The sequence below is a fragment of the Streptomyces sp. P9(2023) genome, from assembly GCF_032436795.1.
In the GTDB taxonomy this organism is placed as follows: domain Bacteria; phylum Actinomycetota; class Actinomycetes; order Streptomycetales; family Streptomycetaceae; genus Streptomyces.
Genome location: NZ_JAUPWM010000051.1, coordinates 34174 through 46651 on the forward strand (window position 1 = coordinate 34174; position 12478 = coordinate 46651).

9 protein-coding genes and 1 tRNA gene are annotated in these 12478 nt (G+C 70.1%); 4 read left to right on the forward strand and 6 right to left on the reverse strand.

The annotated features are described in order from the left end of the window. Window positions 1-32: 32 nt before the first annotated feature. From Q5762_RS34635 to Q5762_RS34650, 4 genes are all read right to left on the reverse strand, one after another. Window positions 33-1421, reverse strand: a complete 1389-nt coding sequence (locus Q5762_RS34635) for an OFA family MFS transporter (protein ID WP_315896285.1) — start codon at window positions 1419-1421, stop codon at window positions 33-35. A gap of 119 nt (window positions 1422-1540) precedes the next feature. Beyond that, window positions 1541-3721 carry an acetate--CoA ligase family protein gene (locus tag Q5762_RS34640; RefSeq protein ID WP_315896286.1) on the reverse strand — a complete coding sequence of 727 codons (2181 nt, stop codon included), beginning with the start codon at window positions 3719-3721 and terminating at the stop codon, window positions 1541-1543. Further along, window positions 3722-4981 (reverse strand): formyl-CoA transferase, encoded by a 1260-nt coding sequence (gene frc / locus Q5762_RS34645; RefSeq protein WP_315896287.1) that lies wholly within the window; start codon window positions 4979-4981, stop codon window positions 3722-3724. Window positions 4982-4993: 12 nt separating this feature from the next. Further along, window positions 4994-6700, reverse strand: a complete 1707-nt coding sequence (locus tag Q5762_RS34650) for a thiamine pyrophosphate-binding protein (RefSeq protein WP_315896293.1) — start codon at window positions 6698-6700, stop codon at window positions 4994-4996. Between the two features lie 145 nt (window positions 6701-6845). Between Q5762_RS34650 and sucC the strand changes: the two genes are divergently transcribed. The 3 genes from sucC to Q5762_RS34665 all read left to right on the forward strand — a co-directional run bounded on the left by sucC (window position 6846) and on the right by Q5762_RS34665 (window position 10587). Then, a complete protein-coding gene (sucC, locus tag Q5762_RS34655; RefSeq protein ID WP_315896288.1) occupies window positions 6846-7976 on the forward strand; it encodes an ADP-forming succinate--CoA ligase subunit beta in 1131 nt (376 codons plus the stop codon). Between the two features lie 52 nt (window positions 7977-8028). Next, complete coding sequence (gene sucD, locus Q5762_RS34660; RefSeq protein WP_315896289.1) at window positions 8029-8931, forward strand: succinate--CoA ligase subunit alpha; 903 nt, start codon at window positions 8029-8031, stop codon at window positions 8929-8931. A gap of 102 nt (window positions 8932-9033) precedes the next feature. Then, complete coding sequence (locus Q5762_RS34665) at window positions 9034-10587, forward strand: aldehyde dehydrogenase family protein (RefSeq protein ID WP_315896290.1); 1554 nt, start codon at window positions 9034-9036, stop codon at window positions 10585-10587. Window positions 10588-10593: 6 nt separating this feature from the next. On the opposite strand, the gene Q5762_RS34670 is transcribed toward Q5762_RS34665, so the two are convergent. Continuing rightward, window positions 10594-11862, reverse strand: a complete 1269-nt coding sequence (locus Q5762_RS34670; protein WP_315896294.1) for a DUF2254 domain-containing protein — start codon at window positions 11860-11862, stop codon at window positions 10594-10596. Window positions 11863-12133: 271 nt separating this feature from the next. On the opposite strand from Q5762_RS34670, the gene Q5762_RS34675 reads away from it, so the two are divergent. After that, window positions 12134-12218 (forward strand) — tRNA-Leu (locus tag Q5762_RS34675). 46 nt (window positions 12219-12264) lie between these two features. Here Q5762_RS34675 and Q5762_RS34680 read toward each other — a convergent pair. Beyond that, the coding region (locus tag Q5762_RS34680) for a hypothetical protein (protein WP_315896291.1) at window positions 12265-12478 on the reverse strand (214 nt) is incomplete at its 5' end.

Here is a 12478-nt window from a genome sequence, read left to right on the forward strand (position 1 = left end):
ACCTCCACTCGCTCCGGGAGAAGGACTGCTGATCATCCTTCGTCGCGGCTGATCGGTCGCGGGTTCGCCTTCACGAGGCGGGCCTGCGGCCGGCCCGGCGGGTGCAGGAAGAGCGCCACGAATCCGGCGAACAGCGAGATCGATCCGGCCAGGACGAAGGCGCCGCCGTAGCCCCAGGCACCCACCACGACCGCGCCCATGCCGGAACCGAGCAGACCCGACACCAGCTTCGAGCTGTAGACGAGACCGTAGTTGGAGGCGTTGTTGTTCTCGCCGAAGTAGTCGGCCGTCATCGCCGCGAACATCGGGAAGATCGCGCCGCCGCCGAAACCGGAGATGCTGGAGAACAGCAGGAACAGCGGCAGGTTGTTGATGTTGCCGGCGAACAGGATCCCGTACTGCGACAGGCCGAGCACGATGCAGACGAAGATCAGGCACTGCTTGCGCCCGTACCGGTCCGACAGCCAGCCGATGACGCCCCGGCCCGTGCCGTTCACGATCGCCTTCAGCGACATCGCGGTCGCCACGATCCCGCCCGCGAAGCCTGCCTCGTCACCGAACGGCACCTGGAAGGCGATTCCGAAGATGTTCACGCCCGAGGTGCACAGCAGACAGAACCACATCAGGCCCACGCGGCCGGTCTGCCAGGCCTCCTTCGGCGTGTACTGCTTCACCGCCGGCGGGTTCTTCTCCAGGGCGCGCCGTGCCCGGGGGTCGTCCGGCTTGCGCAGCGGGTCGATCTCCGCGGGCCACCAGTTCTTCGGCGGGTCCTGGAAGAAGTAGCCGGCCACCGCCACCGTCGCGGCCAGGAACAGTCCGACGGCGACCAGCACCCAACGGAAGTTCGTCAGGTCCATGTAGCCGGTGAAGATGAAGACGAAGGGCACGGACCCGTAGGCGAAACCGCCGTTGACGAAGCCCGTCTTGCCGCCCTTCCGCTCGGGATACCACTTGCCCACCATGTTGACGCAGGTGGCATAGACCATGCCCGCGCCCATGCCGCTGAACATGCCGAAGCCGATGTAGGCGACGATCACGTGCGGCGCGAAGGCGAGCGAGAGATAGCCGAGCAGGGTGCCGAGAGCGCCCAGCATCATCGCCCAGCGGGCGGGCAGTCTGCCGCTCTCCCTCAGCTTTCCGGCCGGGAAGGCGACCGCGGCCTGGAAGAACACCCAGACCCCGAGCATCCAGAAGATGTGCGCACTGCTCCAACTGTGCGCGGTGTGCAGCGTGTCCTCGGCGGACGCGAACGCGTACTCCGCCGAGCTGATGCCCATCATGCCCACCCAGGGCAGGATGACCATCCACTTGCGTTTACGGCCCATCAGGTCGACGTCGCTCTCACCGAGCCGGTACGTGCGGCCGTTGGCGTCCGTCACCTCCCTGTAAGGGAGGGTGGTGGTGATGTCGGTTGTCGTCATGGAGATCGAACCCCTCGCGTGGAAGAAGTCTGGCCAGCGCCCCCTGTCCGTTCCCTTCGCACCGGGACCCGCGGCGGGCGGTCCGCGGCCGCCGCGAGCCCCGTGGTTCGAGCTGTCGCTCAGCTCACCGCATCACCGCCCAGGAGCCCCGCGGCCCGGGCCCAGCGGTACTTCGCGCCGAGCACCGCGACCGGCCGCTCCGTCGTGTACGGGTAGGCCACGACACCCCGCTCGAACAGGTACTGGCAGGCCTCCTCGACCTCGACGTCCCCCGCGAGCGAGGCGACGACCGGCTTCTCGATGCCCCGCTCGCGGAACTCCGCCACCACGCGCGCGGTGAGCTCGGCGAACACCATCGGGGGAGTGACGATGGTGTGCCAGTAGCCGAGGACGAGCGCGTGGATCCGCGGGTCCTCCAGACCGAGCCTGATCGTCGCCTCGTACGTGGCCGGCGGCTCGCCGCCCGTGATGTCGATGGGGTTCCCGGACGCCCCGAACGGCGGGATGAACGCCTTGAAGGCGGCGTCCAGGTCCTCCGGGATCTCCATCAGCCGCAGCCCGTTGTCCACGATCGCGTCCGAGAGCAGCACACCGGACCCACCCGCTCCGGTGATGACGACGACGTTGTCCCCGCGCGGCGCCGGCAGTACGGGCAGCGCCCGCGCGTACTCCAGCATGTCGCTCAGCCCCGGCGCCCGGATGACGCCCGCCTGCCGCAGGATGTCGTCGTACACCGCGTCGTCACCGGCCAGCGCACCCGTGTGCGAGCCTGCCGCCCGCGCCCCGGCGCTGGTGCGCCCGGCCTTGAGGACGACCACCGGCTTCTTCGGCACGGTCTGCCGGGCCGCCTCGACGAAGGCCCGCCCGTCCTTGAGGTCCTCCAGGTGCATGGCGATGCAGTCGGTACGGGGATCCTCGCCGAACCAGGTCAGCAGATCGTCCTCGTCGATGTCCGACTTGTTGCCGAGTCCGACGATCGCCGACACACCCGTCCGCGTGGTGCGGGCGAAGCCCAGGATCGCCATCCCGATCCCACCTGACTGCGAGGTCAGGGCCACACCCCCCTTGACGTCGTACGGTGTGCAGAACGTGGCGCACAGGTCCTGCCAGGTCGAGTAGTACCCGTAGATGTTCGGGCCGAGGAGTCGGATCCCGTACCGCTCCGCCACGGCCACGATCTCGTCCTGCAGGGCGTGTTCCCCGGTCTCGGCGAAGCCTGACGGGATCAGCACGGCGTTCGGAATGCCCTTGCGACCCACCTCCTCCAGCGCCGACGCCACGAATCGGGCGGGGATCGCGAAGACCGCCACATCGACCTCACCGGGAACGTCCGTGACACTCTTGTACGCCTTGCGTCCGAGGATGTCATCGGCCCGCGGGTTCACCGGATGGATCTCGCCCGGGAATCCGCCGTCGACGAGGTTGCGCATGACCGAATTGCCGATCTTCCCCTGCTCGTTGGAGGCCCCGATCACCGCCACCGCGCGCGGCTCCATCAGCCGCCGCATGGACCACAGGATCTCCTCGCGGGTGAACGTCCGCCTCGGGGTGGGCACTTCGGAGGCGAGGATCACGCGGATGTCCGCCGCCAGGGCGCCCTCGGGGGTGGCGATGACCGGGTTGAGGTCGACCTCGGCGATCTCGGGGAAGTCGCTGACCAGGTGGGAGACCCGCCGGATCTGCTCCGCGACCGCCCACCGGTCCACGGCCGGCGCCCCGCGCACGCCGCGCAGGATCTCCGCCGCCCGGATCGAGTCCAGCATCGACACCGCCTCGTCGGCGGTCACCGGAGCGAGCCTGAAGGTGATGTCCTTCAGCACCTCCACGAGCACCCCGCCGAGCCCGAAGGCGACGACCTTGCCGAAGGCCGGGTCGGTGACGGCGCCGACGATGACCTCCTGGCCCGGCGGCAGCATCTGCTGCACCTGCACGCCGTCGACGCGCGCGTCGGGGGCGTAGGCCCGGGCGTTCTCGACGATCCGGCAGAACGCCTCGCGGACCTGCGCCGCCCCCTCCACGCCGACGACCACACCGCCCGCGTCGGTCTTGTGCAGGATGTCGGGGGAGACGATCTTCAGGACGACCTTCCCGCCGAGCCGGTCGGCCTGCGCCACCGCCTCGTCGACGTCCCGGGCCAGGGCCTCGCCCGGCACGGCGATGCCGTACGCGTCGGCGAGTCGCTTCCCCTCGGGCGCCGTGAGGGCCGTGCGCCCCTCCGCCCTGACCGCGTCGAGCAGCTCACGTACCGCCTGCTGGTCGAAGCTGTGCGCCGCGCCGTGCGTCGTGCTGTGCGCCGTCACCTAGATCACCCCGCTCGTCTTCAGCAGCCGAAGCTCCTCGTCGCCGAGCCCCAGTTCGCCGACGTACACCTCTTCGTTGTGCTCGCCGAGCAGCGGGGAGGTGACGACCTCCACCGGGGAGTCGGAAAGCTTGAGCGGGGAGCCCACCGTGGTGAAGTTCCCGCGCTCCGGGTGCGGGACCTCGACCACCATCTCGTTGGCGACCAGCGAGGCGTCCTCGATGATCTCCTTGGTGGAGAGGATCGGACCGCACGGAATGCCCCGGGCGTTGAGCCGCTCCAGGACCTCCCACTTGGGCAGCGTGGAGGACCACTCCTCGATCAGCTGGAACATCTTCGGGAGCTTGGGCAACCGGGCTTCCGGCGTCGCCCACTCCGGGTCGTCGGCGAGTTCGGGCCGGCCGATGAGCTCCGAGACCGGGGACCAGCCGACGGGCTGGACGATGACGTACACGTAGTCGTTCGGGCCGCCGGGCGCGCAGCGCACCGCCCAGCCCGGCTGGCCGCCGCCGGAAGCATTACCCGAACGAGGGACTTCCTCGCCGAAATCTTCGTTGGGATACTCGGAGAGCGGTCCGTGCGAAAGCCTCTGCTGGTCCCGCAGTTTCACCCGGCAGAGATTCAGCACCGCGTGCTGCATCGCGACGTTCACCCGCTGCCCCCGCCCGGTGTTCTCGCGCTGGTAGAGCGCCGCCAGGATTCCCGCCACGGCATGGATGCCGGTGCCGGAGTCCCCGATCTGGGCGCCCGTCGCCAACGGCGGCCCGTCCTCGAACCCGGTGGTGGCCATCGAGCCGCCCATGGCCTGAGCGACGACCTCGTACGCCTTGAAGTTGGTGTACGGGCCGTCCCCGAACCCCTTGATGGAGGCATAGACGATTCGTGGATTGATCTCCTGGATGCGCTCCCACGTGAAGCCCATCCGGTCCACGGCCCCCGGGCCGAAGTTCTCGACCATCACGTCGCTGCGACGGATCAGCTCGGTGAGCAGCTCCTTGCCGCGTTCGGTCTTGGTGTTGAGGGTGATGCTCCGCTTGTTGCAGTTGAGCATCGTGAAGTAGAGCGAGTCGACGTCCGGGATGTCCCGCAGTTGCTTACGGGTGATGTCGCCGGACGGGGCCTCCAGCTTCACCACGTCCGCGCCGAGCCAGGCGAGCAGCTGCGTGGCGGAGGGTCCGGACTGCACGTGGGTCATGTCGAGGACGCGGACGCCTTCGAGCGCCTTCCTGCCCGGTGCCTTCGTACCGAGAGCCTTGGTCATGATGGAGACCCCTCACTTGTACATGGTCTGGTTCATGGTTCCGGGGGCGTACGCGTCGGGGTCGACCCAGACGTTGATCAGCGACGGCAGACCGGACTCGCGGGCGCGCCGCAGCGCCGGGGCGATGTCGGCGGGGTCCCGCACCTCCTCGCCGTAACCGCCCAGCATCTGGGCGAACTTGTCGTAGTGCACGTCGCCGAGGGTGTTGCCGACCCGCTCGCGCTCCAGGCCGTACTTCTGGGCCTGGCCGTAACGGATCTGGTTCATCGAGGAGTTGTTGCCGACGATGCCGACGAAGGGGAGGTTGTAGCGGACGAGCGTCTCGAAGTCCCAGCCGGTGAGGGAGAACGCGCCGTCACCGAAGAGCGCCACCACCTCCTTGTCCGGCCGCGCCTTCTTGGCGGCCAGGACGAAGGGGATGCCGACACCGAGCGTGCCGAGCGGTCCCGGGTCCATCCAGTGCCCGGGGGACTTGGGCTGCACGACCTGGCCGGAGAAGGTGACGATGTCCCCGCCGTCGCCGATGTAGATCGAGTCCTCGGTCAGGAAGTCGTTGATCTCGCTGACCAGCCGGTACGGGTGGATCGGCGAGGCGTCCGAGCGCAGCTGCGGCAGCCGCTTCTCCAGCGCGGTCTGCTCGGCGGTACGCAGCTCCTCCAGCCAGGCCTTGCGCTTGATGGCGCCACCGTTGAGCCGGCCGCTCGCCGCCTGCGTGACCGACGCCAGGATCAGCCCCGGGTCGCCGACGATCCCGAGGTCGATGTCCCGGTTCTTGCCGACGGTCCGGTAGTCGAGGTCGATCTGGACGACGGTGGCGTCCGGGGAGAGCCGCTTGCCGTAGCCCATCCGGAAGTCGAAGGGGGTGCCGACGATGACGATGACGTCCGCGTTGGCGAAGGCGTAGCGCCGGGAGAGCTGGAAGTGGTGCGGGTCGCCGGGCGGCAGCGTGCCGCGCCCCGCCCCGTTCATGTACGCGGGGACGTTGAGGGTGCGGACGAGTTCGACGGCCGCGTCCGTGCCGCGGGCCGTCCAGACCTGGCTGCCGAGCAGGACGGCCGGCTTCTCGGCGTGCACCAGCAGATCGGCGAGCCGCTCGACCGCCTCGGGGTCGCCGGCGCTGCGGGTGGAGGCCCGGTAGTGGCCGGCCTTGGGCACGCGTGCCTTCTCCACCGGGACGGTGGCGTCCAGGACGTCGCGCGGGATCTCCAGGAAGGAGGGCCCGGGCGCGCCGTGGTAGCACTCGCGGAACGCCATGGACACCATGTCCGCGGCGCGGGCGGTGTCCGGCACGGTGGCGGCGAACTTGGTGATCGGGGTCATCATGTCGACGTGCGGCAGGTCCTGCAGCGAGCCCATCTTGTGCTGCGTGTGGGCTCCCTGACCGCCGATCAGGAGCATGGGTGACTCGGCTCGGAAGGCGTTGGCGACGCCGGTGACCGCGTCCGTGGTGCCGGGACCGGCCGTGACCACGGCGCAGCCGGGCTTGCCGGTGATGCGGGCGTAGCCGTCGGCGGCGTGCGCGGCCACCTGCTCGTGGCGTACGTCGACGACTTCGATGCCCTCGTCGACACAGCCGTCGTAGATGTCGATGATGTGGCCGCCGCAGAGCGTGTAGATGACTTCGACGCCCTCCGCCTTGAGGGCCTTGGCGACCAGATGTCCGCCGGAGATGCGTTCCTGCTGGGGCGACTGGGGCTGCTGCTGGCTGTCGTCGGGCATGGCGAAGTCCTGTCCCTTCGTAGGGGAGTTGAGGGTGATCGCGGTCGATTGCATACAGTCGACGAATACTGTATGAAGCTTGTTATCCCGCATCGCCCGGATGGTGTCCAGGGGGTGCGCGGCACTTTCGAGCGAGGGAGCCGAGATGGACCTGTACGAGCACCAGGCAAGGGAAGTCTTCAAGGGCTACGGCATCGCGGTCCCCGACGCGGCCGTCGCCGACCACCCCAAGGAGGCCCGCCGCGCCGCCGAACTCCTCGGCGGACGCGTCGTCGTCAAGGCGCAGGTCAAGACGGGTGGCCGGGGCAAGGCCGGCGGAGTCAAACTCGCGGCCGACCCGGCCGCCGCCGAGATCACCGCCCGCCAGATCCTCGGCATGGACATCAAGGGCCACACCGTCCGCCGCGTCATGCTGGCCCAACCCGTTGACATCCAGGACGAGTTCTACGTGAGCTACGTCCTCGACCGGGCGGCCGGCATGTTCCTCGCCATCGCCTCCGCCGAGGGCGGCATGGACATCGAGGAGGTCGCCGCCACCCGCCCCGAGGCCGTCGCCCGGATCCCCGTCGACCCGGCCGGAGGGGTCACCGAGGCCAAGGCCGCCGAGATCGCCGCGGCGGCCGGACTCCCGCCGGAGACCGCCGACGTACTGGTCCGCCTCTGGCAGGTCCTCGTCGGCGAGGACGCCCTGCTCGTCGAGGTGAACCCCCTCGTCCGTACCGCCGACGGGGCGATCCTCGCCCTCGACGGCAAGGTCACCGTGGACGACAACGCCCGCTTCCGCCAAGCCCGTTGGGATGACGCCTCGGAAGCGCACGGGGGCGACCCGCTGGAGGCCGCCGCCGCGGCCAAGGGCCTCACCTACGTCAAACTCGACGGCCAGGTCGGCGTCATCGGCAACGGAGCCGGACTCGTCATGTCCACCCTCGACGTCGTCGCCGGCCGAGGCGCCCGCCCCGCCAACTTCCTCGACATCGGCGGCGGCGCCTCCGCCCAGGTCATGGCCGACGGCCTCGACGTCATCCTCTCCGACCCCGACGTCAAGGCCGTCCTCGTCAACGTCTTCGGCGGCATCACCGCCTGCGACGCCGTCGCCGAGGGAATCGTCCGCGCCCTGGACGCCGTCCACCTCACCCAGCCGCTCGTCGTACGCCTCGACGGCAACAACGCCGCCCGCGGCAGGGCGATCCTCGACGCCCGGGCCCACCCTCTGGTCGAACAGGTCACCACGATGGACGGCGCCGCCGCCCGCGCCGCCCAACTCGCCACCCGCTGAAGCACCCACAGAAGCCCGCGCCCAAGCACGCACAGCTGAGGGATGTGAACCCATGGCCATCTTCCTGACCAAGCAGAGCAAGGTCCTCGTCCAGGGCATGACCGGCGCCGAAGGCATGAAGCACACCCGCCGGATGCTCGCCGCCGGCACCGACGTCGTCGGTGGAGTCAACCCGCGCAAGGCGGGCACCACCGTCGACCTCGACGGCCGCCGGATCCCCGTCCACGGCTCCGTCCGCGAGGCCATGGCCGCCACCGGCGCGGACGTCACCGTCGTCTTCGTCCCCCCGCCCTTCGCCAAGGCGGCCGTCCTCGAAGCCGTCGACGCCCGCATCGGCCTCGCCGTCGTCATCACCGAGGGCATCCCCGTCCACGACACCGTGGCCTTCCAGACGTACGCCCGTACCCACGGCACCCGCGTCATCGGTCCCAACTGCCCCGGCCTGATCAGCCCCGGCCAGTCCAACGCCGGCATCATCCCCGCCGACATCGCCCCCGAGCCCGGCCGGATCGGACTCGTCTCCAAGTCCGGCACGCTCACCTACCAGCTGATGTACGAGCTGAAGGAGTACGGGTTCTCCTCGGCGGTCGGGATCGGCGGCGACCCGGTCGTGGGCACCACCCACATCGACTGCCTCAGCGCCTTCGAAGCCGACCCCGACACCGACCTCATCGTGATGATCGGCGAGATCGGCGGCGACGCCGAGGAACGCGCCGCCGACCACATCGCCGCGCACGTCACCAAACCCGTCATCGCCTACATCGCCGGCTTCATCGCCCCCGAGGGCAAGACCATGGGCCATGCCGGAGCCATCGTCTCCGGTTCCTCCGGTACGGCCGAGGGGAAGAAGAAGGCCCTGGAAGCGGCCGGGGTCCAGGTCGGCTCCACCCCCACCGAGACGGCCGCCCTCGTCGTCGCCCGGCTGGCGACCCCGGACACCCTCACCCAGAATTGACGCGGCCATCGCAGCTGCCGTCGCGCCTTCCGCCCAGCCTTCCGCCCTGCCTCCCGCCCCGCCTCCCGCCCCGACTGTGCACCCGAGAGCGGAGAACACCCCATGGCACCGAACTCTCCTCCCACCCTCACCCTCAAGCCCGGCACTGCCTGGACCGATGCCTGGCAGCGCTGCCTGACCGTCGCCCCCGAGGCGTTCCGCGACGACACCGTCCGCAACCTCTGGGCCGGCACCTGGCAGCCCGACGGCCGCCCGCTGCCCGCCACCAGCCCCGTGGACGGCAGCCCCATCGCCGGCCCGCCACGCCTCGACGCGGCCACCGCCCACCAGGCCGTCCGCGCCTCGCTCGACCAGCACCGGGCCTGGCGCCACGTCCCGCTGCCCGAGCGCCGCGCCCGGGTCTCCGCCACCCTCGACGCGCTCAGCGCCCACCGCGAACTGCTCGCCCTGCTCCTCGTCTGGGAGATCGGCAAGCCCTGGCGGCTCGCCCAGGCCGACGTCGACCGGGCGATCGACGGAGTCCGCTGGTACGTCGACGGCATCGACACCATGCTGCCCGGCCGTGCTCCGCTGCCCGGCCCCGTCTCCAACATCGCCAGCTGGAACTACCCGATGTCCGTCCTCGTCCACGCCCTGCTCGTGCAGGCGCTGGCCGGGAACGCGGTCATCGCCAAGGCCCCGACCGACGGCGGCCTCGCCTGCCTCACCCTCGCCGCCGCACTCGCCGCCCGCGAGGGCATCCCGATCACCCTGGTCAGCGGCAGCGGCGGCGAACTCTCCGAGGCGCTCGTCCGCGCCCCCGAGATCGGCTGCGTCTCGTTCGTCGGCGGCCGCGACACCGGCGCCCGTATCGCCACCGAGGTCGCCGACCTGGGCAAACGCCACATCCTCGAACAGGAGGGCCTCAACACCTGGGGTGTCTGGAAGCACACCGACTGGCCGGCCCTCACCGCCGTGATCCCCAAGCTCTTCGACTACGGCAAACAGCGCTGCACGGCCTACCCGCGCTTCGTCGTCGAACGCACCGCGTTCGCCGACTTCCTCGCCGCGTACCTGCCACCGGTACGCGCACTCCGCTTCGGGCACCCGCTCGCCGTCGAGCACCCGGAGGACGTGCTTCCCGACCTCGACTTCGGCCCGCTCATCAACGCCGCCAAGGCCAAGGAGCTCGGCGACCAGGTCGCCGAGGCGGTCGACCGGGGTGCGATCCCGCTCCACCGGGGCTCGCTCGCCGACGGCCGTTTCCTGCCCGGCCAGGACACCTCGGCGTACCTCCCGCCCGTCACCCTCCTGAACCCGCCCCCGTCCTCCCCCCTCCATCACGCCGAACCCTTCGGGCCGGTCGACACGATCGTCCTCGTCGACACCGAGGCCGAACTCCTCGCCGCGATGAACGCCTCCAACGGCGCCCTCGTCGCGACGCTGGCCACCGACGACCCGGCGACGTACGCCAGGCTCGCGCCACAGATCCGCGCCTTCAAGACCGGCCACGGCAAGCCCCGGTCACGCGGCGACCGCGACGAACTGTTCGGCGGCTTCGGAGCGTCCTGGCGCGGCGCGTTCGTCGGCGGCGACCTGTTGGTCAAGGCCGTCACCGAAGGCCCGGACGGGGAGCGGCTCCCGGGCAACTTCCCGGACTACCACCTCATGCCGTAACCCCGCTCACCCGATCCCCTGACGGTCGCCCTCCAGCGCGAACGCCCGGTCGGCGGCCTCCGGCACCGTACGTTCCACCAGCTGCGTCAGCAGCGTGCGGTGCCGGAGCAGGGGCTCCCGACGTTCCGCCGGTACCAGCGCCAGCAGGTCGTCGAGGCCTGCCAGCATCCGCCGCGACACCTGCGGGTTCCCCGGCGCGCACCCCCGGATCTCGGTGAACCCGAGATCCACGAGATCCGTCCATCCGGGTACGTCCTGCACCAGCCGGACCGTGCCGTTCCGGTCGCGGTGGTGGACGGCCCCCAGCGGGCGGACCGCCACCGCGGCCAGGAACTGCGTGATCCGGTCCAGGCACTGCACGGCGGTCGTAGGGTCGTTGACGGCGGGGGAGAGGGCCCGGAGCCCGATGTCCGCGAGCTGCCGCAGCCCGAAGCCGAGATCCTGATGGAAGGTCCGCTCCACCCCGACGGACACGGCCGCCCCGATCCGCCGGGGCACCCGTCCTCCGTGCACGGCGAGGATCGGGGTCCCCGGCACCACGAAGTCCCCGATCCGAGGCAGCAGCCGCAGGACGACCCCGTGGCGCCGGGCGAGCCTGACGAGCAGGGCGACGTTCACATCCCGCAGCACGCCGGCGCTTCCCCGGTGCAGCACGTGCTCGGTCTCGTCGCCCAGATCGGCGAGCTCACCCTCGTACTGCGGCTGCTTCGTCAGGACGCCGAACGACTCCCACGTGATCCGGTCCACCACGTGCCCCACCCGCATCAGCCGCAGCGTCGAGTTCACGTACGCCACGAAGAGCAGCAGGCTCAGCCCCACCATGATCAGCGTCAGCACCGACTGCACCAGCGGCACGGTGGACACGTACCGGGGATCGGTCTCGCTGTCGTACGAGGTGAGGACGAGCAGCGAGAGCAGGAAGGTGGCGAGGAAGACGGAGAAGGCCGCCTTGGTGATCCGGCTCCGGATGAAGATCCGCACGATACGGGGGCTGAACTGCCCGCTGGCCATCTGCACGGCGACGAGCGAGATCGAGAAGACGACACCGATGAAGGTCATCATCGCGGAGCTGATCGTCGTCACGATCGTCTTCGCGTCCTCGACGATCCCGATCAGCTCGGTGACGGCGTCGTAGTCCTGCTCGTCCTGGAGGAAGCCGATGATGGCCTCGTCCGCAGCGGAGGCGACCAGCCACAGCACGAACACGGCCACCAGGCTCGCGATCGGGGCGAACCAGAAGGTGTCCCGCAGATGCTCCCGCAACGGCGACAGCATCCGGGGCCGGCGGTACGTGGACCCGCGACCGGTCGACCCGCGGCGCTCGAAGAGGTAGCTCACCCAGCGCAGGCTAGGCGCCGCCACCGGCTACGCCACGTATGCACACGACGACACACTGCGCATCTCCTCGCCCCACCCGGTGGCGATCAAGGACTCAAGGGCCACCGCACGCCACTGACCACGGGAAACGTGGGTGAAAGGCACCTCGAACCCCTGGTAGAGTTATCCATGTCGCCGCGGGGAACACCCCCGGACGACACAACACCTGGTCCGGGTGGCGGAATGGCAGACGCGCTAGCTTGAGGTGCTAGTGCCCTTTATCGGGCGTGGGGGTTCAAGTCCCCCCTCGGACACAACGAAGAAGTGCTGGTTGAGATGATCTCAACCAGCACTTTCTGTTTACCCCCGACGCAGGTGCTCGATGTGGAGGCGCAGCGCCTCCGTGGAGTGGAAGACGCGGTAGTCGGCGGCCTCGAGTGCCTTCTGCTCGTCGGCGGTGACGCCCGGTGCCAGGACGACCGGGGAGCCGTTCTCCACCCGGAAGCCCGGAAGCCCGGAAGCCCGGAAGCCCGGAAGCCCGGAAGCCCGGAAGCCCGGAAGCCCGGAAGCCCGG

Coding starts and splice junctions, on each gene's coding strand:
- Q5762_RS34635 (WP_315896285.1), bottom strand. CDS start 1,421: ATGACGACAACCGACATCACCACCACCCTCCCTTACAGGGAGGTGACG.
- frc (WP_315896287.1), bottom strand. CDS start 4,981: ATGACCAAGGCTCTCGGTACGAAGGCACCGGGCAGGAAGGCGCTCGAA.
- Q5762_RS34650 (WP_315896293.1), bottom strand. CDS start 6,700: ATGCCCGACGACAGCCAGCAGCAGCCCCAGTCGCCCCAGCAGGAACGC.
- sucC (WP_315896288.1), top strand. CDS start 6,846: ATGGACCTGTACGAGCACCAGGCAAGGGAAGTCTTCAAGGGCTACGGC.
- sucD (WP_315896289.1), top strand. CDS start 8,029: ATGGCCATCTTCCTGACCAAGCAGAGCAAGGTCCTCGTCCAGGGCATG.
- Q5762_RS34665 (WP_315896290.1), top strand. CDS start 9,034: ATGGCACCGAACTCTCCTCCCACCCTCACCCTCAAGCCCGGCACTGCC.
- Q5762_RS34670 (WP_315896294.1), bottom strand. CDS start 11,862: ATGCTGTCGCCGTTGCGGGAGCATCTGCGGGACACCTTCTGGTTCGCC.